Here is a 25,481-nt window from a genome sequence, read left to right on the forward strand (position 1 = left end):
GTTGAGGCCGCGTTTTTAGTGCGCCATGATGGATTTCGGGCGCAACTCAATAAAATAGACTAAATGTTTCTGAATTTTACAGTCTCTCTTCGAAGCTTAATGATATGATATGTTGAATTGATTTTTCAGTATTTTCTTTGAACAAAGAGTTTATATGCTTATACCTGTGATTATGGCTGGTGGCTCTGGTAGTAGACTTTGGCCCCTATCTCGAACTAAATACCCCAAACAGTTTTTAGCGGTCACTGGCGAGCTGACTATGCTTCAACAAACGCTATCCAGAATGTCAGGATTAGATCATCAAGACCCCTTTTTAATTTGCAATGAATCGCATCGTTTCTTAGTTGCTGAACAATTGCGTCGGGTCAATTCTCAACATTCAGGTATTCTTTTAGAGCCTATTGGGCGTAATACGGCGCCAGCTATAGCTCTTGCAGCAAAATTTGCTGTTGAAAAAGATGAAGATGCATTGCTGTTAGTCTTGGCTGCTGATCATGTGATCCGGGATGATAAAGCGTTTCATCAGTCGGTTCTAACAGCATTACCTTATGCGAAAATTGGTAAGATGGTGACATTTGGTGTTAAGGCGACTTCACCTGAAACTGGGTACGGGTATATCAAGAAAGGGATGAGCATAGACAGTGAGGGTTGTTCTGGTGGTTATAGTGTAAGCCGCTTTGTTGAGAAACCTGATCTTCTCAAAGCTCAGCAGTACCTCTCAAATGGTGAATATCTATGGAATAGTGGTATGTTTTTGTTCAAGGCCTCGACATATCTCGAAGAACTTGGAATACACCGACTAGATATAGCATCTTCTTGTGAGCGGGCTTATCAGAGTCATTTTGAAGACCTAGACTTTATTCGTATGCCACCAGATTTGTTCACGCAGATTCCTGATGAGTCAATAGATTTTGCAGTAATGGAAAAAACAGACAAAGCTGTTGTTGTCCCAATGGATGCAAACTGGAGTGATGTTGGCTCTTGGTCAGCACTTTGGGAAGTGAATAATAAAGATGATCAGGGCAATGCTACTAGGGGAGATGTTTTAACTGAGCAAACTAATAATAGTTATATTTATTCCCAAAACAAGCTTGTTGCTACAGTTGGCGTTGAAAACCTTGTCGTCGTAGAGACAAAAGATGCGGTATTAGTAGCCCATAAAGATAAAGTTCAAGATGTAAAGTCGATCGTAAATCTGCTGAAACAACAAAATCGAACAGAGTGTCAGCAACATCAAGAAATATTTCGACCATGGGGCTCTCATGAAACTGTATCTCAGGGCGAGCGTTATCAAGTGAAACAGGTGTTAGTAAAGCCACAAGAGAAAACAGCTCTTCAGATGCATCACCATAGAGCTGAACACTGGGTTGTCGTGTCAGGTACGGCTAAAGTGACAAAAGGTAACGAGACTTTCCTTCTTACTGAGAATCAATCAACCTACATTCCAGTAGGGACCTCCCATTCTGTAGAAAATCCAGGACAGGTACCTTTAGAGCTCATAGAAGTTCGCTCTGGGGTGTACTTAGAAGAAGACGATATTGTTCGCTTTGATGAGCAAGCATCTAAGTTTGGTGGCGACTACTAACTACTCATTGAGATTAAATTATGGTAACACAACGAATCAGTAGCGAAGTGCTTAGTGCTTCTGGTGTTAAATTCGGCACTAGTGGTGCACGAGGTCTCGTAACTCAGTTTACATCAGACGTATGTGCTGCATTTACTCATGCATTTGTCGTATCAATGCGTGAAAGTTTTACCTTCACTCAAGTGGCTGTTGCAATTGATAACCGTCCAAGTAGCCTAGCAATGGCGCAAGCTATCATTCAAGCGCTTACTGATGCTGGTATAGAGCCCGTTTACTATGGTGTTGTGCCGACTCCAGCTCTAGCGTATACATCTATGCAAGATGGCATGCCGTGTATAATGGTGACGGGGTCTCATATTCCATTTGATCGCAATGGAATTAAGTTCTATCGTCCAGATGGAGAGATCACAAAGGCAGATGAGCAGGCTATCTTAACCGAGAAAGTATATTTTCGAGCTATCAATAAATTGCCTGAGCTAACGATTGATTTAAGAGCTGCTGAGCTGTATCGAGAGCGTTATGTTGATTTGTTTGATGGAGATTTCCTAGCAGATAAGCGTATTGGGATTTATGAGCACTCTTGTGCTGGAAGAGATATTTATCAAGGGCTTTTTAAGTCGCTTGGTGCCGAAGTTATCTCTTTAGAGCGTACTGACGAGTTTGTCCCTATTGACACAGAAGCGGTAGCTGAGTCTGATAAAGAGAAAGCTCGTTTATGGTCCAAGCAGTATAATTTAGATTTTATTTTCTCCACTGATGGAGACGGTGACCGTCCATTAGTTGCTAATGAGAACGGTGAATGGCTGAGAGGCGATATCCTAGGTTTTCTTTGCTCGAAAGCGCTTCAAGTTGATGCGCTAGCAATACCTGTTAATTGCAACACAATTATCGCGGAATCTTCTGAATTTAAAGCTGTTTCAAAAACTCGAATTGGATCACCTTATGTCATCGCTGAATTTCCTGAATTAGCTGAAACTTATCAAAGGATTGCTGGGTTTGAAGCTAATGGGGGATATATGCTGGGAAGTGATATCCCTGTGAATGGTAAACTTTTAAAAGCTTTACCAACGCGAGACGCCATTTTACCAGCGTTAATGTTACTTTTTTTAGCGAAAACATCATCTATTAAAAACTTGGTAAGCAGCTTGCCACAGCGCTTCACCCATAGTGACCGTATTAAAAATTTTGCTACAGAACAGGGGTTATCGATATTGGAGAGTGGCCGTCAAGATACTAAACAGTTATTAGAGGCTCTGGATTTGTCAGAGTTTAATGTTATTAGTGTTGATAGCACCGATGGTTTAAGATTAGAGTTATCCAACTGTACAGTCATTCATTTACGTCCATCTGGTAATGCTCCTGAAATGCGTTGTTATGCGGAAGCTGATCGAATGGAAGATGCGGTTGCTTTGGTTGAGAAAGTGTTAGAGGGCATCAGGTTAATTTAGCTTTTGATGACTTTAGAATCAGCGAATAACCAATAACAGAGCTATGTGTAAAAGCATGGCTCTATCTTTCTGAGCGTCAGTTTTATGATTTATACGTTAAATAACCCAATAAAGAACTTCTCTTGGGGAAGTCGTACTGCTATTCGAGACTACTTCGGTATCGATAACTCGACACTTGAACGCCAAGCGGAAATTTGGATGGGAGCTCACCCTTCCGCAAGCTCCCGTATATCTCAAGCTGGCGTTGATGTTTCTTTATGTGATGTTATTGCTAATAACCCGGACTATTGGTTGGGGAAGGGCTCCAAGGGGCGTGCCTCATCGCTCCCTTTTCTTATGAAAATTCTAGCTGCAGAAGAACCCTTGTCCATACAAGTTCATCCATCGAAAAAGGCTGCTGAATTAGGCTTCGCTGAAGAAAATGAGCAAGGGGTAGCGCTAGATGCTCCAAATCGCAATTTTAAGGATCCAAACCACAAACCTGAGTTTGTATATGCGCTCACTCCGTATCTTGCCATGAATGGCTTTCGAGAATTCGATCAGATTGTGGCAAATTTTGATGCTATGGGGCTCCCTACGTTGAAAGAAATCTTTCAGCCTTTTAAAAAAAAACCGAACTCATTGACTCTAGAGGTCTTTTTTACCGCATTACTCTCGTTAGAGGAAAAGTTGAAAGTACAGGTTATTAATGAGCTTCTAGGGGCAGTAAAAACAATAGATGAAGATCACTTTGCTTATCAAGCATCATCACTTATCTCTCGACTCTGTGGTATTTACCCAGAAGATATCGGTTTGTTTGGACCACTGTTGTTGAATGTCGTTGAACTTCAACCAGGAGAGGCGATGTTTTTGTATCCTGAAACCCCTCACGCATATATTCAAGGGTTGGCTATCGAAGTAATGGCTAACTCAGATAATGTCTTAAGGGCAGGCTTGACACTTAAGTATATTGATATTGAAGAATTAATTAAAAATACAAAATTTCAGCCTATTACTTTCGAAAGCTTGATTTTAAATCATCATGGTATCCAAAATAATCGAGAGGTGTACCCTGTTCCAGTTGAAGACTTTAACTTTGATGTATTGAAACTTCGGAATACAATATCTTTAACTACAACTTCACCAGAGATACTGCTGTGCTTGTCGAATCAAGTGACGCTTATTACGGATATGGAAAGTAGAGTATTGCGCGCAGGAGAATCTGTGGTTCTTCCGGCATCGTTAGGTAAATACCGCATATCAGGTAAAGGCTCTGTAGCTAGAGCTTATTGTTAGGTGACTATGAAAGTTTCAATCATTACCGTGTGTTATAATTCAGAGAGAACCATTAAAGATACGATTAAGTCGATTGCAAGTCAGACTTATAAAGACATTGAGTATATCGTTATAGATGGAAACTCATCAGATAATACAATGGAAATCGTACATCAGCATAGTAATGTTATTGATGTTATTATTTGCGAAAATGATAATGGTCTCTATGATGCGATGAATAAAGGTCTATTGCATGCATCGGGAGACTTGATCGGAATATTAAATTCAGATGATATACTAGCTAAAAAAAGCACAATTGCGAATATTGTTCAGCATGCAAGAGATGTTGAAGGTGTATATGGTGATGTCGGGTTCTATAATTTTTTTTTCACAAAAAAAACAAGACACTATTCATCTAAAGGATTCTATAAATCAAAGTTTTCTAGAGGGTTTATGCCTGCCCATCCTTCATGCTACTTCAAGAAGGAACTTGTTCATCGTATCGGTTTGTATAGCTTAGATTTTAAAATTGCTGCAGACTTTGATTACTTGGTTAGAGCATTTTCTTTCCCTGATACCAATATCTCATACCTACAAGAAGAAATCGTTAAGATGAGAGAAGGTGGCGTTAGTACTTCTGGTATATCGGCAAGCCTATTGCTCAATAAAGAAATCATACAGTCGTGCAGAAATAATGGAGTACCTTGCTCTTGGTTATCTGTGCTTAGTAAGTATCCAGAAAAAATAATGGGGTTAATATTTAAATGATTTTGATTACTGGCTCCAATGGGTTCCTCGGCTCCCGTATAGTTGAGTTGTGTCAAAACCGAGAATTATCGCTTCTTGACCGAGGGAAAGAGAACAAGCATAAAGCTTACCGATTTCAACGCGCAGAAATAAACGGGCACGATGACTACTCATTGGCTTTAAGTGGCTGTTCAACCGTAATTCATTGTGCTGGGCGCGTCCACCTCATGGTGGATAAATCTTGTGAGCCGTTAAAGCTATTTAGAGAGGTTAATACAAAAGGGACTATTAATCTCGCTAAACAAGCGATTGAAGCTGGAGTTAAACGGTTTATTTTTATAAGTAGTATCAAGGTTAATGGAGAGAAAACAAAGTATAATCATCCTTTTCGGATGGATGATGACCATGCTTCAGTTGATAATTACGGATTGTCAAAATCAGAAGCAGAACTTGAGCTACGACAGTTGAGTAAACTCACAGAGATGGATGTTGTCATCATTAGACCTACGTTAATATATGGTCCTGGTGTTAAGGCTAACTTCGCCTCTTTGATGAATTTGGTATCGAAAGGAATTCCTATGCCTTTTGGTTGTATTACAGGAAACAGACGTAGCTTGGTTTCTCTTGATAATCTTGTCGATCTTATTATCACCTGTATTGATAGTGAAAAGGCAGCGGATCAAGTTTTTTTAGTTTCTGATGACCATGATATTTCTACGTCGGAAATGGTTCGTGAAATGGCTGTTGCTCTAGGTAAATCAGAATGGCAATTACCTCTTCCTGTTTGGTGTTACATTCTTGCAGGTAAGCTGTTTAATAAATCAGATGTTATTGATAGATTGACTGGTTCTTTGCAAGTGGATATTAAATATACAAAAAAAACATTAGGGTGGACCCCTCCACAAACATTACAAGAAGGCTTCGCAAAAGCAGCTAAAGCTTTCCTACATACTAAGAATAATGGTAAAAAATGATTCGTTTTATTGATTGTTTCGCAGCTCTTTTAGGGTTGATTTTTTTATTACCTATACTAGTGATTGTTACTATGATTGGTTTCTTTGATACAGGCTCACCAATTTTTTTTCAAGAGCGAGTAGGACGTAACAAGAAACCCTTCAAGTTAGTAAAGTTCAGAACCATGTTTGTGGAAACTCAATCTGTAGCGAGTCATCTCGCCAGTGCGACTTCTATTACAAAGTTTGGTTCTTTTTTGCGCAGAACTAAGATTGACGAACTCCCACAACTGATTAATGTGTTCAAAGGTGATATGAGCCTTGTTGGCCCACGTCCTAACTTATTTAATCAGCAGGAATTAATTATTAAGCGGGATGCACTTGGTGTTTACGATGTGTTACCCGGTATTACTGGCTTAGCCCAAATTCAAAATATCGATATGTCCACGCCTGAATTACTGGCAAAGGTTGACAAGCAGATGATCGATACACTTAATCTAAGAGACTACTTTAAGTATATAATAAGGTCAGCTACAGGGAGTGGTAGTGGAGATGCGGTTAAATAGAAATGTGTACCACACTTACTCGTGGCTCTTGAATAGGGTAAGAATTAAAAAGAGTATTAGTATGGCTAGCCTAAACCACATTTGGGATTTACCTAGGACTTTTAAACGCATAATCAGCATCGTGATTGATGCTTTTTTTGTTGTTACTTCTTTTTATGCCGCTTACTGGAGTCGGATCGGTAACGTAGAGCCATTTGAAAGCTATTTGACTTGGTACGTAGTAATTGGAACCTTGCTAGTAACAGTTATTGTTTTTACTAGGCTTGGGCTATATCGAGCAATCCTCAGGTTTCTTACATTTCACGCTTTAGCTGTTGTTAGTATAGGCACTGTCATTTCCGCAGCTTCTATCTCCGTTTTAGCTTTTTACTTTGATGCTCCTGTCCCTCGCTCTGTACCAATCATTTATGGTGCTTTTTTATGTTTATTGTGTGGCGGATCTCGTTTAATTGTTCGGGTCTTAGTTTCACAAGTTAACGCTAAAAGTATGAAGCGAGTTTTAATATATGGTGCAGGAGCAGCAGGCCGCCAGTTGGCTCTAGCGTTACGATCTTCAGAGACACACAAGGTGATTGGCTTTATCGATGAGGATAAAACACTATACAAAACAATTATAATGGGCCTTAAAGTTAAAAGTATAGGCCGAGCGGAGAAGCTCATCGAAAAACACTCTGTGAGTCAGATTCTGTTAGCTGTGCCTAGTGCATCACGAGCACGTCGCAAAGAAATACTCGACTCTTTGGTTCATCTTCCAGCAGAAGTCCTTACGGTTCCAGATATGAAGGATATAGTTGAGGGTAAAGCTAATATTGATGAACTCAAAGATGTTCAAATCGAGGATCTTCTGGGTAGGGATTCAGTAGAACCTAACAAAACTCTCTTGGAATCAAATATAAAAAATAAAGTAGTGATGGTGACTGGTGCTGGCGGCTCAATTGGTTCTGAGCTTTGCAGGCAAATCATTCTTCAGCAACCCAAAGTTCTCGTCTTGTTTGAACTATCTGAGTTTGCTTTATACCAGATCGATAGAGAGCTAAAGGGCTTGTTAATTAATAAAAATATAGACCTAGAAATAATTCCCCTACTTGGCTCTATTCAAGCAGTGAGCCGTCTTGCTACTGTGATGAAAAGTTTTAGTGTTAATACCGTATATCACACTGCTGCCTACAAGCATGTACCTTTGGTGGAATATAATGTGGTAGAGGGAGTAAGAAATAATGTGTTTGGTACATATTACGCGGCTAAGGCTGCGATTGAGTCAGGTGTTGAGTCATTTGTATTAATTTCAACGGATAAAGCTGTTAGACCAACCAATATAATGGGAACGACCAAGCGTATGGCGGAGCTTGGCTTGCAAGCTTTAGCCGAGCAAGAAGGTAACAAAGAAAATGGTACTCGCTTCTGTATGGTTCGTTTTGGTAATGTTCTAGGTTCTTCTGGCTCAGTGATACCTTTATTTAAAAAGCAAATTGCTTGTGGTGGCCCTGTGACGGTCACCCACCCAGATATTATTCGCTATTTTATGACTATTCCTGAGGCTGCACAACTAGTTATTCAAGCTGGTGCTATGGGTAAAGGTGGCGATGTTTTTGTGCTTGATATGGGAGAGCCAGTAAAAATAGCCGATTTGGCAGTTAACTTAATTCAGTTATCAGGGTTAGAATTGAAAGATGAGAACAATCCTTATGGAGACATTGAGATTGAATTTTCCGGCCTTCGTCCTGGAGAAAAGCTTTTTGAGGAGCTTCTAATCGGAGACAATGTATCGCAAACCGAACACCCAAGGATTATGACTGCGAATGAAAGGTACTTACCTATAGATGAATATGGCATACTGCTAGATTCACTTGATGGTGCATGCCACAATTTCGAGTATGAAAAAATCAGGAAGCTGCTAATTGAAGCACCGACGGAATTTACCCCTACAGATGGCATCGGTGATCTCGTTTGGAAAAAGTTACATGCTCTTAAAGATGAATCTTTAGATACCGTTATCCACTGAAATATAGCCCCAAGTTAGGCCAAATTTCCTATAAAATCTGCTTCAGCACCCTATCTGCTTTAACACGAGTAATCTTGCGAATCAGTTTTTGGGCAGCTTCTGGGTAATCTTCAGCTTTCTCTAACTGTCTGTAGGTACAGATAAGTTGAGTGCTCTGAAGAATATTTTCTGCTTCTTTTTCAAATTGTGCCTTTAGGTGGTAGTGCTTATCTTGGATGAGAATGGCATTTTCTAGATCCAAACTCCAAGCTCTTGGGTTCAAGTTACTGCCAGTTATCAGCATATAGCGCTTATCAACCCATACACCTTTAAGGTGAAAACTGTTGTTATCATGTTTCCATAAATGGATAGATAGTTTTCGACTGGCAATGTGCGCTTCATTTGCTTTAGCGAATAGGCGCAAATTACGTTCATACAGGTAGGGTAGTCCACCAATGGTTTTAAATTCTTCTTCGGGGGAAATGTAGAAATCATTAGCAGTCTTATCACCCACGACAATAGTCACTTTTACTCCGCGTCTGATCGCTTTTCTCACTTCTCTGGCGACACTACGCGGAAAGTTAAAATACGGTGTGCAGATGAAAATCTCTTGCTTGGCTTCTGCAAGCAATTGATTTATTGCCTGGTTAAGCTTGTTGCGTTTTTTGCCCACTCCGACAAGAGGTGTTAGTGCAACTTGATCTTGCGAAATGGTTTGTGTTGGGTACTGATAGCTCGCTTTGGCCAATGATGCTCTTAACTGACGTATTTGAACTCTAATTTGTTTAGTGCTGGGTTGAGTGGGCGAAGCTAGATCATGAACGGCAGGATGCTCAATCATTTCTTTTTCAATGAAGCTGACCATGGTATTAGCAAGTGTTTTATTATGTAGGACTTGATAACGATCGAAGCGATAACGTTCTTGGTAATGTAGATAGATGTTATTTAAACTCGCTCCGCTATAGATCACTTGATCATCAATAATAAAGCCTTTTAAGTGCAATACGCCAAAGACTTCTCGCCCTCTAACTGGAATGCCAAATACTGGGATTTGGTAGGAGTATTGAGTAGCAAAACTCTTATACATTGTGGCATTAGTTTCACCGGGTTCTGCGCCAATTAACCCTCTCTGTGCTCTATGCCAATCAACACAAACTTTAATTTCAAGCCCCGGGTTATTTTGTTTGGCTTGGTAAAGTTCGGTTAAGATCTCTCTTCCAGCTTCATCATCTTCTAAGTAAAGTGCAACAAGGTAAATCCGTTTACTTGCCTGACGAATCGCTTCAATTAAGCGAGTTCGAAAGTCTTTAGCTGAAAATAGCGTTTCCAGTTGGGTTGGATCTTGAGCCAAAGTAGGAAGTTGTTCGAATAAATTCCTTTGAGTCATCATGTTGGACTAAGTGCCTTTACTTAAAATGGACGAGGATAGTAGCAAAATGCATTAGCAGTTCCTAGCGGTCAGCTCTTAGTTCTAGCTGCACAATTGTAAAACTTGCTATTCAATGGTGAGGACGTAAGCTAATTTCACCACCAATGTAAGTTTCGAGTCCATTTTCTGTTTCAAGTAATACAGCACCTTGTTCATTAATGCCATGTGATATACCAATAATGTCCCTTTGACCCATGATGAGCCTGACTGGGCGATGGATGAAGTTATCTAAACGATTCCATCTTTCTACAAACCCTTGCATGCCTTGTAGTTCGTAATCAAGTAAAGCTTTATTGAGTGTTTGGATCATGGTTATTGCAAGCTGGTTACGATCAATGTCCTGTTTGCCTGCTACTTCAGATAAGCTCGCCCATGGTTGTGTGATACCTTTAGTTTTCTCGGTCATCATCAAGTTGAGCCCCATACCGATAACAAGATTAGCTGCGCTTCCCGCTTGTCCAGACATCTCGACTAAAATGCCCGCCAATTTACGATCTTGGTAGTACAGATCGTTTGGCCACTTTAGCTTAACTCCTTTGAGATTAAGCTGTTCTAACGCTTCAACTATAGCAACGCCGACGACTAAGCTAAGGCCCATTGCGGCAGCTATACCAGCATCAAGTCGCCAATACATAGATAGGTACAAGTTAGATCCAAAAGGGGAAATCCATTCCTTGCCTCGTCGACCGCGCCCTTTGATTTGATATTCAGACAAGCAGACGGAGCCAGAGTCCAAAATATTGATTCTATCCAGTAAGTATTGATTGGTAGAGTCGATAATAGGTATGAGTTCGATATGATTGCTTGCTTGAGTTTGTATTATATCGTGATCGAGCAAGTGCATGGGTTTGGCTAGTTGATACCCCTTGCCTTGGACTCGAAAGATATCGACCCCCCAAGTTTGAATGCCTTTTATATGTTTGCTGATTGCAGCCCTTGATATGCCAAGTTTTTCACCAAGTTCTTCACCTGAATGAAACCCACCTTGAGATAATGATTTCAATATTGTAAGTTTGATTGAATGGTCTTTCATCATTGCTTCTCTATCAAGTTGGCAAGGTTTGTTTCAGCCTCCGAGCCTATAAAGCGAACTTCGTGTTCAAGCGGGATCTGATATCTTTTTAATACATCGGTATAAACTTTGGCCGCTAAATCCACAACATCTTCGCTGGTGGCATTATTTTTATTTACCAGTACTAGCGCTTGTTTTTGATGTACTTGAGCGCCTCCAATACTGATACCTTTTAGTTGGCATTGCTCAATCAACCAGCCAGCCGCAATTTTTACACCCTCAGAGACTGCATAGGCGACGATATCTGGATATTTTTTTTGTAGTTGATTTAAGTGTTGCTCAGAGATGATAGGGTTTTTGAAAAAGCTACCAGCGTTGCCGCTTTTTACTGGATCGGGAAGTTTTTCACTGCGAACTTGGCATACTCGTTCAAAAATTTGTTTAGCTGTTATCCCTTCAGTGGCTATAGATTGCAGTGGGCCATATTCAATATTTGCCTGCCAACTTTTCGTTAGCTTAATGCCTATAGCGACTATAATCACCCGCTGATAGAGTTCATGTTTGAAAATTGAATCCCTGTAGCTAAATTGGCATTGCTGAGCACTTAGTCTCTTGATAGTAAAAGTGTCTAAGCAAAGCACTTCCACATAATCACATAAATCTTTAAATTCAACGCCGTACGCACCAATATTTTGTATTGGCGCACTGCCAGCACAGCCGGGGATAAGCGCTAGGTTTTCAAGGCCAAAGTAGCCTTTTTCTACGCTCCATTTCACCAAATCAGGCCAGTTTTCACCACCTGCTACGTGCAAATGCCAATGATGCTCCGTTTCAGTAACGCTTTTTCCAAGCAGTTGATTGATAACTACCACGCCTTGGTATGGCTGAGTGAACAATACATTACTGCCTTTACCTAGTATTAATTTGGGTAAGCCTGACCATTTTGAACTTTGATAAACGTCTTTAATATCGTCAACGGTTTTCACTTCCACTAAGTATTGACAGGTTTGCTCTATCGAAAATGTATGAAAACGACTAAGGTCAGCATTGGATAAAATTTGCATTGGATTTATCGAGTAATCTAAACTGCCATCATTCTACCTTAATTTGCAGTTTGGTGATAATGAGTCCATTACATATAGAAGTGTTAGATCCAATGAAGTTGCCGATCGTGGCTCGTTTATATAAGGCTTATTACCCCTCAGGTAAAGCAAAAAAAGATGAACTGATACTAGTTGGCTACTTTGAAAACCAACTTACCTCGGCAGTAAGGTTGAGAAGCGTCGAGCAGTACCGTTTGCTAACAGGGATGATGGTGATCCCTGAATATAGAGAAAAGGGGTTTGGGCACCAGATGATGAATTACTGTGAGGAGCGGGTGTTAACTAATCAAGATTTCTGCTTTGCTTACCAGCATCTTGAATCCTTTTATGGTCAGCATGGTTTTCAAGCGTTGGAACCGCAGCAATTGCCTAGCCTATTAAACAATCTTTTTAAGCGATATAGCCTGACTAAAAAATTGGTTCCGATGCAATATTTACCTCATCTGTCAAACTAGTGCAGTGAAGTGCTTGCTATATTCATCTCATGAACCATAATGGTTTATGATCGGAGGTTTTTGGTTTTAAGCTGTTGATTTTATAGAATTTATAAAGAAAGGGCGTTCGGTTGTCTTCTCCAGCTAATTGATAGCTGGTATTGGGATATTTGAGAACATTTTGGGTGCTTCTAGTAACACTGTGTAGTATTGTAATAAAAAATTAATTTTTAGTCACTTAGAGATCAAGGATTACCAGTGAGAGATCAACAATATGCTTCATTAGCTAGTCAGCAATATGCACAGCCAACTCCTACTTCGTTTAGAAGTAATGATGACATTGACTTGAGAGAGTTATTGCAAGAGCTTTGGAGTGGTAAATGGGTAATCATTGCAGTGACTTTGGTATTTTCGATAGGCGCTACGCTGTATATGCTTAAACAGCCAAATATTTACGAGTCTCAATCGTCATTTATAGTGGAAAGTAGATTCTATGATTTCATAAACTTAACTGAGCGAAGTTTTTCTCCTCTGTTTTTTAGTGGTAGTGAGCTTAAAAAGCTAGTTTTATCTGACATTGATATAAGTGAAACGAAATTTGATGGCGTAACTTTGTCTTATGACAAACATAGTAAGCGGCTCTTGATATCAAACGTTTCTCAGGATCCTCAGGCTGCATTTGATGGTGTGACTTTGCTTTCTAATGCTTTGAATCGGGTGTTAAAAATAAATGAACTGGATAAGGTAAATATATCGATTAAAGCTCTTGCTAGCCAAAGTAAAAATGTGCCGGAGAAGACTAAAGACTATCTAGACGAATTGTTAGCACAGCTGCTTTTCAAAAAAGCATTACTAGAAGTTCCGGATTCAAAACTAGTGAGACAAATAAGTGAACCTGTTATACCTGCCTCACATACCAAACCTAAACGTGCTGTAATTTTTGTATTGGGGTTGCTATTTGGGTGCGTGCTAGGTGTTTTTATTGTTTTGATTCGCTTCGCTTTTTGTCGTGGAGACGACTAGCATGAGACTATGACATGATCGAGTCAGTTTGCTGTGGTCTTATATCTCAACTCCTAATTAGCTTATGTTCGAATGTAATAGCTGTGATAATTTTTCTCCATAGTTTATTAGTTGAACAGAGAATGCAAATCTAAGTTTGTAGGATGGAGCCGATGTAAGTAAATTACTACTTTCTAAAGAAGGTTGCCTTTGTTTAGTCTAGCGCTAACTGTTGCTGCTCCAAGCGCTCCTATTTCTCTTGATGTCTTGCATAGCGTCGAATGATTTCTTCATTAATACTTACACTATAGACAAAATAGCCCCTTTGCCAAAAGTGGTTACCCCACAGTTTATTTATCCTCAAATATGGAAACTTACTGAAGAGTTTTAAGGCTATTTTGCCTTTCAATACGCCCTTCAACTTGGACATGGATAGCTTCTGAGGCACTTTTATAACTAAATGAATGTGGTATATCTGAACGTTGAATTCTACAATCTCGTATCCAAGTTGATTACAGTACACATTGATGCACCGATAAGCTTCTTTTCCTACGTTGTTGTTCAACAGTCTAAAACGATATTTTGGTAACCACACTATGGGTATTGATATCTCCAAAATACGTGGGAAGCTTGATTATATCTACTCATGCTATTTTTTCTCTTTGACTTCGCTAAAAATCAAGGGACCGTTTAGTATGGGTAGAACTACAGGCAAAGCTTAATTGAATGGTAACCACCTACTGAAGTAGGCGGTTTCGGGCTGAAAATAAAAATATGGCGACAATAGCCGCCATCCTTTTTATCAGTTGCTAATTGGTCTTTGATACCAAGGTGAGCGGGCGTCTGTTTCATCAAATAGGGAATGTTTCTTACGTAACATTTGCCCCCCATCTCGAGTGAGTGGCTCCCAGCTTATGGTCGCACGGCTAGTACTTGGCTTGACTGTGAGTATATCGAATGGGATTGATATGTAGAAACCTTTGTTGTAGCTCCCTTCACCATATTCATCCGGGGTTAAGTTGGTCAGTGTAGCGTATGCGCCAACGATAATACCTGTGTCAAATTGCTTGGAAAGATCAATTCTAGCCCCTAAATCGCCTCCTAAGAACTTACCTGCGCTGACTTTTATTAAAGTGCTATCAAGGAAAGACCAAGTCGGCATATAGTAGCCAGTGACATGTCCTGTAGTACCTCGGCTCAATACATAAGCCTGGCATGAAGGAATGCGAGAATCACACTGTGCTTCGTCATAGAAGAAATAGTCATCTTGATATACCCCTAACCAAGAATCAGGGTCTCTCTGACTGACTAAATTGAAGTCCACTCCAAGTGCCCAGTTAGTATTTAATGGTCGATAGAGAGTTTCTCCCCCAATGCCAGCAAACATCATTTCCAAATAGCCACCATACATTTGGGTGTAAACTTCTTCCATTGGTTGCTCAAACCAAGTTAGCTGAAGATTCTCTAACCTAACCGGATTGTCATCGACATAGGCACGGAACATAGTTCTAACTCTTGGCGTAGAGTAATTCCTAACGTGAGGAGAATTTTCAACATAATTGAACTTGTCGTAATTATCGACAAGGTTGAAATATAAAGAGCCACCTAATTCTAGGTTATCGGTTAGCCAGTAATTAGACTTGGCACTTAAGCCGATACTATAGAGATAAAAAGATTCAGGCCCACCAATACTTTGTTGTAATACTGGGTCGATACCGTAATCCCAATTGTTTTTACTGGTGGCTATCCTTACCTTTGGAGTCGCTTCTGGTTCTAAATAGGATAGACTATCTTCAACGTTGGCATCTGGAGACATGTAATTGGATGCATTAACAAAGGCTTTCCTGTCTATATTGGTCTGAGTTAAGCCCATACCATTTTTTTGTTCAACAATTTGGATGAGTTGAATAGATTCATTGGCATGGTGAGTAAGGATAGTTGCAGCTCGATCAATCGCTTGTACTCGATCTCTATATTTAACTTGTTCACCTTTGAGTGTCACAACGTCTTTATCCAGCGAAATGGAGTTATTGCTATAACCTGCGTTTTGCTCAATTTGATTAGCAACGTTTTGCCAGTCGGTATTCTCTTCTGTTGGACGCAATTGGGCTTTGGAGTACAACTTATCTTCATCACGCCAGATTGGTTTTATATCATTAAAGTTAGTATATAGATTAAAGCCAAAAGTTAGGGTGTTACCGCGTTGGTAACTAAGTTTGGCATCTCCCCAATCCCCAAGACGGTAATTTATGCCAAAGTTCCATGGCGTACTTTGCACCATAGGTTTAGACGCATTTCTTGTATTGGGAAAATCTTCAGAGTAGTCGTTGCCTTCATACTCAACTTTAAGGCGCAGAGGTTGATAAGGTGTTTGGTATTCTACGCCGCCGAATATCGCCGAAGGCCCTTTAAACCAACGCTGAGCATCAAACTCACCGCCACTGCCTTTATAATCGCTTTGGCGAGTACAATAACTATCACTGAGTTTACAAGCTGGATTAGTCACAGTTCCACTTTGGCCAAGGTATCCCCAACCGAAACCGAGAGTAAAATCTAGACTGCCAAAGCGTTTTGTTGCAGCGAGATATTCGCCATCAAAAAGTCCCGTACCAGCAAAGTCCCTCACCCCAATAGAAGTTTCAGGAAGGTAGTAGCTTTCATCTAGCAGCTTAATTTTAAAATCAACCCCCCTGTCTGTGTAGAGGTTATCTCCACTATAATTTGCATCATTACTAAAGAGAACATCTGGTACTCTGGTGTAGCGAAGCGTGGTTTCTAACCAGTCCATTAACTGTAGAGAAACCATATAGTGTTGGTAATCGTTATTGACCGTGATACCGACATTAAACTCACCTTCTTTGGCCATTCTTCCTGTCGGTGTTTGCATTAACCCGGTGCCACCAAAGTCAGATTGAGAAACTTTCCAATCAGCTGAGGTTTCGGACCATGTGTTAGATGATAAAAATAGGCTAAGTAGAGTAACAAAGCTAAGAGTACAACGTTTGTTCATTGGCTGGCTTTTCTCATGCTGATGAGTTTGACAATGTCTTTTTCAAGGGAGTTGATAAGTGTAGAGTCGGTGTTAAAACCGACAAAGACAGAGGTGTTTGAAGGTAACTGCGTACCGTCATTATTCCAATAGGCGTAGCCAAGCTTTGATGTGTGTCCATCAGGATAAATAACCCAAGCAAAACTGTTGTTTGCCCCAGCCAATCGCTTAACTGTATTAACCGCTTCAGAAAGTAATGGGAAGTTTGAAACATCCACTGTGGAAGGTGTTTCTACTAAGCCTTCAATATATGAAATATGATTACGCTTTGGAAATATAAGCTCATATTTCCCTGAAAGAATAGGATTAAGTTTGTCTTGAATTAGAATTTCATCATGATCTAATGGGATAAATAATCGATAGCCAATATTCCAGCTTTCGATTTGTTTGATCATGGTATTAGCAAGTGCTGAATTTGGACCATCTAACAGACGGAGTCTAGTGATGATACTTGCTTTTAATTCGATTGCTTTCTGTTGTTGGTTTTTATCAAAAAGCTGATTGGCGATATAAAAGGCATCACTATAGTCGTTGGTGTTGTCTTTAATATCTTGAATAACGTCACTTAGACGCACTGGTTGAGTGTATTCAAATAATACGTTTTTGGCGGGAACTTGAACAACAAGTGCAGCTGCGAGAGTATTGAAGGATAAGAACAAAGCTAGCGAGGCTAGGATACGTGAGATCATGGTATTTAGCCTTTGTAGGGTTTGAGAACTTCGAGTTCAATCTTTAAGTGTTCAGGGATAGCCCATTGCTTGCTTTTTACAACAATGCCTTGTTGGTCAATCCAAAAAATATTTTTATAAGTTTTATTAGTATTTGAAACTGTTACAGTCTCTGCGACTTTTTGAGTTTCCTTCTGCCAAATGAGAGAAGTGATTAACTCTTTACCAATAACACTTGATTGAATACTTGCTTGCTGATTGAAATGGTAGCCCGGCTGCCAGTCATAGGACGCTTGCCAAGACATTGATTCCAAACCTGATACGTGTATTGGGCTTGAACCACTGAAATTAAGTAGGTTATGGCTTGGTAAGAGGAGAGTTTTTACTACGCGGCCATTTTCTGTTGCAATCATAGCGCCATCAGATGACAGCCACTTCAACTTCATGCTGCCCGTGCTCGGATTGAGTTCCGTAAAGGCCAAAACCATAAAAACTCTAGGCCCATCATTCACTCTTGCGTAAATGCTCGCATAGGGGAGGGAAGTTACTTTTTCTGAAGTAACAATGGCGTCAGGTAAGCCTGTAAAGGCCTCTTTTATTGTGGAGCCTGTATCTTTAATGTACTGGCTACATCCGGAAACGATGGCCAAAAGGCAAACAATTAGAAAACGAAAATGCTTCATAGCAACTGCACTGTTTTGTACTCAAATATAATGTGAGTCTTATTGGGGGGAGTAAAGTACCCTGAGATATCTACTCAGGGTATTTTCTAGACCAAGAGGTTATCTTGTTGTTCCGTCTGTACCGCTAGTACCGTCATTGTTGTTAGCAGCAGCTACAGCAACAGCTGTAATTGCTACGGCACCAACAGTGACAGCCGTAGCAGTTACTGTGCCCGTTGCCGCAGTCGTTGCTGCAGAAGCACCCGCAGCGCCGCCAGTTGAGCTAGATGAAGCAGCGACTTCTTCGCCTGCAGCTAATACGTTTGTAGACATACCAAGAGCAAAAAGAATTGCAAGAGCGGTATTTCTCATTGTGAATTTCCTCCAAAAAATAAATATAAAAGAGCGTATGAAGCGTATTGATAAGCACGCCCATTATAATTCTATGGGATACTTACAAAGATGTAAAAAGAATTACGTTTATAAATACATTATTTCTAAATAAAGTTTATTAATAAGAGTTCTGGTACTGTTAACTTAGAGGTTTTGATTCTTTAATTTAAGTGGCCTATTTTTTAAATCAATGGAGTCTAAGCACAATATACGAAAAGATTGAAAATAAAGTCAAATTCAAGCTTATTTTTGCATTGTTTTTTTGTTTCGATCTTGAGGATTTTTTTGATACTAATTTCTTAGGTTTTCTGATTGGCATAAAGTGAATTATTACAAGTGTTTAAATTTTAATTTGAAGTGCTTTAAATCAATGAAACTCTGTTGTTTGGCTACCGTTAAAATCGACATTCTCTTTTTTGAGACGCTATGTAAATATCCTTTTTATATTATTGACATGTTATTTTTCTTTGTTTTTCCATCGGTTACGGTTAAGCGATAGTAACGTTGAGATGTAAATTTAACCATTAGTAACTGATAGTAAATGATAGTAACTGATATATAATTTGTGATTTAAAGTAAATCGAGATAGTATACGCGCTTCAAAAGTTACACTTGAAATTTACCTGTGCTAAAAGGCGTTTCATCTTAAGTGGACTATAAATTTCAATTAGGTTGTTGAGCGGTGGTTATTAATAGAGTGGAGCTCTAAAGTGTTCGATTTTTACATCACCTAAACATTACCGCATGTTCTCGTTTATACGATTTGGTTCGCAATGAAGATTAAAATGTACCGTTGTTTAATTATGCTGATTCCAGCTTTGTTAGCAGGCTGTGCCATTCCTGGCTCTCATTTATCAACCAGCAACAAAAATCTAGTATCTCACTCTGTTGAGAATCAAAGTGGTGATATCTCTGACGTCGTAAATCTATATCCGCTCACCGCTCAAACGGTATCTAGTTACCAGGTAAAGGATATTTTGGTCCCTCAGTCTAATCCAGAGCTTGATATAGAAATAGCTAAATATCAGTATCAAGTGGGTGTGGGAGATATCTTAAACATCACTATATGGGATCATCCAGAGCTGACAATACCAGCGGGATCTTATCGCAGTGCATCAGAGGCGGGTAATTGGGTCCATGCGGACGGTACAATTTTCTACCCCTATATTGGCGTTGTAGAAGTAACAGGAAAAACAGTTGGTGAGATTCGTTTAGATGTTGCCGATCGGTTAGCTAAATATATTGAAAGCCCCCAAGTGGATGTCAATGTTGCCGCGTTTCGCTCAAAAAAAACCTATGTCACAGGTGAGGTTTCAAAGCCGGGTCAGCAGCCGATCACAAACATCCCATTGACTTTGCTCGATGCGATTAATCGCTCAGGTGGACTTTCTGAAAATGCAGATTGGCGCAATGTGTCCTTGACTAGAATGGGTGCAGAAGAACACATTTCCCTGTATGGATTGATGCAGAAAGGCGATCTCATGCAAAATAAATTATTACAACCTGGAGATATTATCCATGTCCCTCGTAACGATAATCAGAAAGTGTTTGTTATGGGTGAAGTCAATGAGCCGAAACTACTTAAAATAGATCGAGCTGGTATGACGCTTACTGAAGCCTTGAGCAGTGCTGGTGGGATCAGTGAATTATCTGCTGATGCAACGGGCGTGTTCGTTATTCGCAGTTCTGACGATAAATCAGATCGTATGGCTGATGTATACCAACTTAATATGCAAGATGCATCTGCATTAGTGGTAGGAACAGAGTTTGATCTTAACCCATATGATATCGTTTATGTGACAGCGGCTCCAGTTAGCCGATGGAATCGTGTTTTAGGGCAGTTCTTGCCAACGATCAACGGTTTTAATAACTTGAGTGAAGGTGTATTGCGTATTCGCAATTGGCCGTAGAAATTAATGTGACCCTTTATAGAGGCTAAAACTAGCCTCTATGCCTTAGATGATAAATAACTATGTTTAATAATATTCTCGTTGTATGTGTCGGAAACATATGTCGTTCACCAATCGGTGAGGCAGCCTTGCAGAAGCTATTACCCGGTGCAAATGTTTCATCAGCAGGATTGGCGGCGGAAAAGAGTCAATTGGTCGGTAAACCAGCTGATGATAAGGCCATTTTAGTGGCAGCAGAAAATGATATAGATTTATCAAGCCACCACTCACAACAAGTAAGCTCGTCTCTATGTGCTGAATTTGATTTGATATTAGTGATGGAAAAAAGACACATTGAAGCCATAACCTCCATAGCACCAGAAGTACGTGGCAAGACCATGCTATTTGGGCAGTGGATAGGTCAGAAAGATGTCCCAGATCCGTATAAGCAAAGTAAAGAAGCATTTGATTATGCTTATCATCTTATTGAACAAGCTGCGCAAGCTTGGGCGAAAAAATTATAGTAATTCAACTCCCAAATAGGTTTTAGGACGTTATAGATAATGACCACACAACAGATTAAGCAGCGCATGGATAGCGTTTCTGATGAGATTGATTTAGGCAAGTTATTCGGCATTCTTATTGATGGTAAGTGGATAGTGCTACTTGTCACTATGTGCTTTGCAATTGCTGGTGTAGCATTTGCCCTTTTATCCACACCTATTTACAAAGCAGATGCGCTTATTCAAATTGAGCAAAAAAGTTCAGGTGGTATTTCGGCCATGGTTGGGGATATGGGCGAATTGTTCGCGCAAGAGTCTTCAGCGGCTGCTGAAATTGAGATCATCAAGTCTCGCATGATACTTGGTGATACGGTTGATAAATTTAATCTTACGACAATTATTGAACCTGACTACTTTCCTGTCGTTGGTAAAGGTATTGCGCGCCTTACGGGATCTCAACCTCGTATTCAGGCGAGTCAATTCGAACTGCCAAGTGAAAGTTTAGCGTTTTCTTATCAAATTATTGTCACTGATCCTGACACGAAGTCTTATAAGTTGGTGCGTGATGATAGCCGTATTATTCTCTCTGGTCATGTTGGAGAGCTTGCGAAGTCTGGCGATTATAAATTGTTTGTCGCTGAATTGGATGCGGCGAACAATACAATATTCAATATTAGTAAGCGGAGCCCGTTAGAAGCGATCCAATGGCTAAAAGAAAATTTGTCTATCAACGAACGTGGTAAGCAAACCGGTATAATAGAGCTGTCTTTTACTGGTGAAAACAGGGCTAGAATCCAAGCTATTCTCAATGATATCAGCCAAAACTATTTTTTACAGAATGTGAAACGCAATTCCGCTGAAGCAGAGAAAAGTTTACACTTTTTAGAGCAACATTTACCAGTTATCAAATTAGAGCTAAATGGCGCTGAGGATACCTTAAACCGTTACCGTCAAGATAATGAGTCTATCGATTTAACCTTAGAGGCTAAGTCTACTTTAGAGGTGATGGTCAAACTTGAAGCGCAACTTAACCAACTAACATTTAAAGAAAGTGAAATTAGTCAACGCTTTACTACCGACCACCCTGCATATAAGTCTTTATTGGATAAACGCCAAGTTCTGTTTAATGAAAGAGATCGTTTAAATAAACAAGTGCAAAAGTTACCAAAAACTCAGCGTGAGATACTACGTATGACTCGTGATGTTGAGGTTAACCAGCAGATTTATATTCAGCTGTTAAATAAAGTCCAAGAGCTAAACATTATTAAAGCGGGTACAGTGGGCAATGTACGCATCTTAGATAGTGCCCAAGCTTTTGAACGAGTAGTAAAACCGAAAAAAGCGCTTATTGTAGTGTTAGCCACACTGCTTGGTGGAATGTTCAGTGTTGCCTTCGTATTATTAAAAGCTGCCTTGAATAAAGGTGTTGAAAATCCAGCAGATATTGAAGAGCTTGGACTGTCAGTTTACGCAAGCATCCCTAAATCTGTTTTACAATCGGAGTTTATCACTAAACAACGTAAGAGCGGTAAGAACAAAAATAAGCAAGCGAAGATGATTTTGGCTGAGAGTAACCCAGCAGATCTGTCGATAGAAGCTCTGCGTGGCCTACGTACTAGCCTACATTTTGCAATGCTTGAAGCAAAAAATAACGTACTAATGATTTCTGGACCGGCGCCTAACGTTGGTAAAACCTTTGTTTCGATTAACTTTACTGCTGTAGTAGCAAAAGCAGGTAAAAAAGTGCTATTAATTGATGCAGATATGCGCAAAGGTTATTTGCATCAGCCATTTGGGCTTAAAGCCGAAAGTGGCCTATCTGATTATTTGATTGGTGCGGTCGAGCATTCTGCAGTGGTAAAAAGTGCCGGTGTTGAAAATATGCATATTATTACCCGTGGCCAAATACCACCGAACCCCTCAGAGCTTTTAATGCATCAAAGATTTAAAGAATTAGTTGAGTGGGCTGAGCAAAACTACGACTTGGTAATTATTGACACACCACCTGTTCTTGCAGTAACCGATCCAAGTATTATAGGTCGCCATGTTGGAACTGCCTTAATGGTGACGCGCTACGGGAAAAACACAGTAAAAGAGATTGAAATAGCAAGAAGCCGTTTTGAACAGTCAGGCGTAAATGTGAAAGGTGTAATCTTTAATGCTGTAGAAAAGAAAGCCTCATATGGGGATGCCTACTATAGCTATAAATATTCCAATGACAACGCATAATTAACTAGTTTTTTAAGAGCTTAATTCTTTTAAATAGTCTTCTTAGAAAATAGATTCATTCCCATATATTTACAGAAAATTTGGTCATTTTGTTATTAATATAAAAATAATTATTTAATATTAAGCAAATTTGCATATTGAATAGATAAAAAATTTGGTTAAAAGTTTAAGCATTTGGGGGCTGTAACCTAAGGGCGGTAGCGTGCTTTTTTATTGCCCGATATTTTTCATTGATAGTTAAAAATAGATTAAACATTACAGGTGGCATTTATTATGATGAAGAATATTCAGAGCGATAATCAAAATAATCAATGGTTTCTAGTTAGGTGTAAACCCAAGCAAGAGCCGCGCGCAAGTATAAATTTTGCTAATCAATCGGTCACCTCATATTATCCGCTTGTTGATGTGGTTAAAGTACGTCGTGGTAAAAAGCAAGTTGTCCGCGAAGCAATTTTTCCCGGCTATATTTTTGTTTATTTAGATCCCTCATCTATTCTGGCATCAAAAGTGAAAAATACCTTTGGCGTCTACGACTATGTCAGGTTTGCCGGAAAGCCACAAGTTGTACCGGATGTTTTAATAACAGACTTAAAACAAAGGGCTGACCAATTGGTGGATGAGTCCATTCCGCCTGGAACTGAAATGTTAGTCAATGATGGATTATATAAAAATGCTAAAGGGATCTTTTTAGAATCTGATGGTGAAAAGCGCAGTATTTTATTAATAGAGATGTTAAGTCGACCGACCAAGCTGACCGTTGATAATAAAAATATCTTACCTTTGGAATGTTGATATTTTATGCAAGTCATCTTAGATGCAAATTGAATAATTTTTTAAAGCCAGAATGATCTTATATTTCGATGAAAGCTAGATTACTTTTTATATGTTACTCATTGCGACGGTTTTAAGAAATTACGCAACAGTAGGCTCTAGAAGGGATGGCGAAATTTCGACTGTCTCAAAATGAATAAAAGTTTCTTTGATGGGTTTGAATGTCTGAGATAAAAAGATCGAAAACAACGCCAGTTTTAGTTGTGAATTGGACTTTACTTTACTACAAACGTGGTTAATTAGAGATCGTCAAGCAAGAGCTGCTTTTTGAACGTTACTACTTGTCAATTTTTAAATCGAAACCACGCATTCGACTTCGGTTCGTTCGACTCGAGGTGTCGGCGATTTTGTGCGATTAGGTAGACAAGCAAAAATAGTATCACAGGTTCTTATCGAGTCACTCCAACAAAAAGAAATCGATTCCCCTCAAAAGAACTGTTACCTAAATCGGGTGAAACAGTGGCTATTTAAAATGCTCAATTTTATCGTATTGAAGCTATCTATTTGGAGAATGACTCCGAAGTACGTTCAATTCTGTTAATGAAAGCTCTAAATCGTTCAGTGAAAATTACGGTCGCGAATGCAGGTATTTACCTAATACAGTCAGTTGAGTAGAAATAAAACTCGACTTTCGCAAAAGCGAACTCCTTGCTATTGCGCAAGTACGTACTTTGCAGTACCAATGATGTGAGTGCTTTAAAGAGCTTTATAACGGGAAAAAGATGAGATACATTGTGCGTTTTTTTGCCTTTGGGCGCCAGACCTAAAAAATCATCAATATGCACATTTTTTAAGGCTTCGTGGTTTGTTAGGCACTCTATTTTTCAATATGGTTAGCTAGTAGCATCATGTAATTGATAATCAATTTGTAGATTATTTTCAGTGTAATACCTCTATAGAAAAATTGGAGGTCCAACAGTGAGTAACCAACACCGGTTTATGCATTTTGATGTCATCCCGATTGCCGCCAACAAGGCAAAGTCGAACACAAGTTAACTGATATCACTTTGTTAACAATTTGCGCGGTACTTTCCGGTCAAGTACGGTTCTATTTTTTAAATCAGTTTGGTGATTTTAGTCATAGTGTAATTTCTACATCGACAATAACAAGAGCTATGGGAATGATTGATGCTACTCGCCTACAGAAATTTTATTGAATTGATGAAGGATTATACTGAGCTTACTAAGGGTGAAGTGATTGCCAATGGCGGTAAAACCGTTAGGGGCTCTTATGATGACTCTCGCGGCCTTAGTGCTATTCACATGGTGAACTCTTGTGCGACGGAAAATGGTGTCATTCTTGGACAACATAAAGTTTATCGGAAATCCAAGGAGATCATTGCTATTCCAGAGTTAGTGTAACTGTTTGATATATTTGGTTGTTTAGCCACTATTGATGTAATAGGATGTCAAAAGAAAATACCTCAGAAAACACGTGATAAGAATGCCGATTACTTACTGGCGGTTAAAGGTAATCTAGGACTTTTAGAGCTAGCGTTTAATGATTAGTTCGATATGAGTATGCTGCAACAAAATCACGATGGTGATTCGTATGGCATCTAAGGTAAGTCTCATGGTCGTTTGGAAAATAGACTGGCCTGAACGAATAGTGCTTTGAGTGTTTTAGGTGATGTTGGACTTGAATGGCCAGCGCTAAAAACAATGGGTATCGTTGTTTCTTTACGACAAAAGGAAGAGGTCGTGAAGGAGTCAGAATTCACGGTTAGATACTACATTTGCTCG

The 25,481-nt window shown here is 39.6% G+C and carries 22 protein-coding genes and 1 pseudogene; 15 read left to right on the forward strand and 8 right to left on the reverse strand.

Features of this window, described 5'->3' with window-relative positions; genetic code table 11:
• Nucleotides 1–154 precede the first annotated feature (154 nt).
• The 7 genes from KO511_RS09240 to KO511_RS09270 all read left to right on the forward strand — a co-directional run bounded on the left by KO511_RS09240 (nucleotide 155) and on the right by KO511_RS09270 (nucleotide 8,555).
• Nucleotides 155–1,585, forward strand: a complete 1,431-nt coding sequence (locus tag KO511_RS09240; RefSeq protein ID WP_215987156.1) for a mannose-1-phosphate guanylyltransferase/mannose-6-phosphate isomerase — start codon at nucleotides 155–157, stop codon at nucleotides 1,583–1,585.
• Nucleotides 1,586–1,605: 20 nt separating this feature from the next.
• A complete protein-coding gene (locus KO511_RS09245; protein ID WP_215987157.1) occupies nucleotides 1,606–3,033 on the forward strand; it encodes a phosphomannomutase in 1,428 nt (475 codons plus the stop codon).
• Nucleotides 3,034–3,117: 84 nt separating this feature from the next.
• Nucleotides 3,118–4,308, forward strand: coding sequence for a mannose-6-phosphate isomerase, class I (manA, locus tag KO511_RS09250; protein WP_215987158.1), 1,191 nt, complete (start codon nucleotides 3,118–3,120; stop codon nucleotides 4,306–4,308).
• A 6-nt stretch (nucleotides 4,309–4,314) separates the two neighbouring features.
• Nucleotides 4,315–5,055, forward strand: a complete 741-nt coding sequence (locus KO511_RS09255) for a glycosyltransferase family 2 protein (protein ID WP_215987159.1) — start codon at nucleotides 4,315–4,317, stop codon at nucleotides 5,053–5,055.
• On the forward strand, nucleotides 5,052–6,008 hold the full coding sequence (locus KO511_RS09260; protein WP_215987160.1) for a UDP-glucose 4-epimerase family protein: 957 nt from the start codon (nucleotides 5,052–5,054) through the stop codon (nucleotides 6,006–6,008). The genes KO511_RS09255 and KO511_RS09260 overlap by 4 nt, the downstream gene beginning before the upstream one ends.
• The gene (locus tag KO511_RS09265; protein ID WP_215987161.1) at nucleotides 6,005–6,553 is read left to right on the forward strand and encodes a sugar transferase; all 549 of its coding nucleotides are present in this window, start codon (nucleotides 6,005–6,007) and stop codon (nucleotides 6,551–6,553) included. The genes KO511_RS09260 and KO511_RS09265 overlap by 4 nt, the downstream gene beginning before the upstream one ends.
• A 61-nt stretch (nucleotides 6,554–6,614) precedes the next feature.
• On the forward strand, nucleotides 6,615–8,555 hold the full coding sequence (locus tag KO511_RS09270; protein ID WP_215987162.1) for a nucleoside-diphosphate sugar epimerase/dehydratase: 1,941 nt from the start codon (nucleotides 6,615–6,617) through the stop codon (nucleotides 8,553–8,555).
• Between the two features lie 28 nt (nucleotides 8,556–8,583).
• Here the strand turns inward: KO511_RS09270 and pssA are convergent, their stop codons facing one another.
• The 3 genes from pssA to murB form a co-directional block, all read right to left on the reverse strand.
• Nucleotides 8,584–9,924 carry a CDP-diacylglycerol--serine O-phosphatidyltransferase gene (gene pssA, locus KO511_RS09275; RefSeq protein ID WP_215987163.1) on the reverse strand — a complete coding sequence of 447 codons (1,341 nt, stop codon included), beginning with the start codon at nucleotides 9,922–9,924 and terminating at the stop codon, nucleotides 8,584–8,586.
• 109 nt (nucleotides 9,925–10,033) lie between these two features.
• Nucleotides 10,034–10,996: a bifunctional biotin--[acetyl-CoA-carboxylase] ligase/biotin operon repressor BirA gene (birA, locus tag KO511_RS09280; protein WP_215987250.1), complete on the reverse strand. Its 963-nt coding sequence runs from the start codon at nucleotides 10,994–10,996 to the stop codon at nucleotides 10,034–10,036.
• Nucleotides 10,996–12,039, reverse strand: coding sequence for a UDP-N-acetylmuramate dehydrogenase (murB, locus tag KO511_RS09285; protein WP_215987164.1), 1,044 nt, complete (start codon nucleotides 12,037–12,039; stop codon nucleotides 10,996–10,998). The genes birA and murB overlap by 1 nt, the downstream gene beginning before the upstream one ends.
• Nucleotides 12,040–12,098: 59 nt before the next feature.
• Here murB and KO511_RS09290 point away from each other — a divergent pair, with 59 nt between their 5' ends.
• Nucleotides 12,099–12,533 carry a GNAT family N-acetyltransferase gene (locus KO511_RS09290; protein WP_215987165.1) on the forward strand — a complete coding sequence of 145 codons (435 nt, stop codon included), beginning with the start codon at nucleotides 12,099–12,101 and terminating at the stop codon, nucleotides 12,531–12,533.
• A gap of 237 nt (nucleotides 12,534–12,770) precedes the next feature.
• Nucleotides 12,771–13,535: a Wzz/FepE/Etk N-terminal domain-containing protein gene (locus KO511_RS22290; protein ID WP_354668156.1), complete on the forward strand. Its 765-nt coding sequence runs from the start codon at nucleotides 12,771–12,773 to the stop codon at nucleotides 13,533–13,535.
• Nucleotides 13,536–13,764: 229 nt separating this feature from the next.
• Here the strand turns inward: KO511_RS22290 and tnpA are convergent.
• The 5 genes and pseudogenes from tnpA to KO511_RS09320 form a co-directional block, all read right to left on the reverse strand.
• Nucleotides 13,765–14,162, reverse strand: a pseudogene (gene tnpA, locus KO511_RS09300) (IS200/IS605 family transposase).
• Between the two features lie 154 nt (nucleotides 14,163–14,316).
• A complete protein-coding gene (locus tag KO511_RS09305; RefSeq protein WP_215987166.1) occupies nucleotides 14,317–16,524 on the reverse strand; it encodes a YjbH domain-containing protein in 2,208 nt (735 codons plus the stop codon).
• Nucleotides 16,521–17,252: a capsule biosynthesis GfcC D2 domain-containing protein gene (locus KO511_RS09310; protein ID WP_215987167.1), complete on the reverse strand. Its 732-nt coding sequence runs from the start codon at nucleotides 17,250–17,252 to the stop codon at nucleotides 16,521–16,523. The genes KO511_RS09305 and KO511_RS09310 overlap by 4 nt, the downstream gene beginning before the upstream one ends.
• A gap of 5 nt (nucleotides 17,253–17,257) precedes the next feature.
• Nucleotides 17,258–17,914 carry a YjbF family lipoprotein gene (locus tag KO511_RS09315; protein ID WP_215987168.1) on the reverse strand — a complete coding sequence of 219 codons (657 nt, stop codon included), beginning with the start codon at nucleotides 17,912–17,914 and terminating at the stop codon, nucleotides 17,258–17,260.
• A gap of 99 nt (nucleotides 17,915–18,013) precedes the next feature.
• Nucleotides 18,014–18,265, reverse strand: coding sequence for a hypothetical protein (locus tag KO511_RS09320; protein ID WP_215987169.1), 252 nt, complete (start codon nucleotides 18,263–18,265; stop codon nucleotides 18,014–18,016).
• Between the two features lie 794 nt (nucleotides 18,266–19,059).
• Between KO511_RS09320 and KO511_RS09325 the strand changes: the two genes are divergently transcribed.
• The 6 genes from KO511_RS09325 to KO511_RS09350 all read left to right on the forward strand — a co-directional run bounded on the left by KO511_RS09325 (nucleotide 19,060) and on the right by KO511_RS09350 (nucleotide 25,100).
• Nucleotides 19,060–20,196: a polysaccharide export protein gene (locus tag KO511_RS09325; RefSeq protein WP_215987170.1), complete on the forward strand. Its 1,137-nt coding sequence runs from the start codon at nucleotides 19,060–19,062 to the stop codon at nucleotides 20,194–20,196.
• Nucleotides 20,197–20,258: 62 nt separating this feature from the next.
• Nucleotides 20,259–20,699 carry a low molecular weight phosphotyrosine protein phosphatase gene (locus KO511_RS09330; protein ID WP_215987171.1) on the forward strand — a complete coding sequence of 147 codons (441 nt, stop codon included), beginning with the start codon at nucleotides 20,259–20,261 and terminating at the stop codon, nucleotides 20,697–20,699.
• A gap of 39 nt (nucleotides 20,700–20,738) precedes the next feature.
• Entirely contained in the window at nucleotides 20,739–22,907 is a 2,169-nt protein-coding gene (locus KO511_RS09335; RefSeq protein WP_215987172.1) for a polysaccharide biosynthesis tyrosine autokinase, read from the forward strand.
• Nucleotides 22,908–23,180: 273 nt separating this feature from the next.
• Nucleotides 23,181–23,699: a transcription/translation regulatory transformer protein RfaH gene (gene rfaH, locus KO511_RS09340; RefSeq protein ID WP_215987173.1), complete on the forward strand. Its 519-nt coding sequence runs from the start codon at nucleotides 23,181–23,183 to the stop codon at nucleotides 23,697–23,699.
• Nucleotides 23,700–24,745: 1,046 nt separating this feature from the next.
• Complete coding sequence (locus KO511_RS22530) at nucleotides 24,746–24,895, forward strand: hypothetical protein (RefSeq protein WP_354668157.1); 150 nt, start codon at nucleotides 24,746–24,748, stop codon at nucleotides 24,893–24,895.
• On the forward strand, nucleotides 24,867–25,100 hold the full coding sequence (locus KO511_RS09350) for a hypothetical protein (protein ID WP_215987174.1): 234 nt from the start codon (nucleotides 24,867–24,869) through the stop codon (nucleotides 25,098–25,100). The genes KO511_RS22530 and KO511_RS09350 overlap by 29 nt, the downstream gene beginning before the upstream one ends.
• Nucleotides 25,101–25,481 lie beyond the last annotated feature (381 nt).

Origin of the sequence: Vibrio hepatarius (genome assembly GCF_018860525.1) — a bacterium.
GTDB classification, from domain to species: Bacteria; Pseudomonadota; Gammaproteobacteria; order Enterobacterales; family Vibrionaceae; genus Vibrio; species Vibrio hepatarius_B.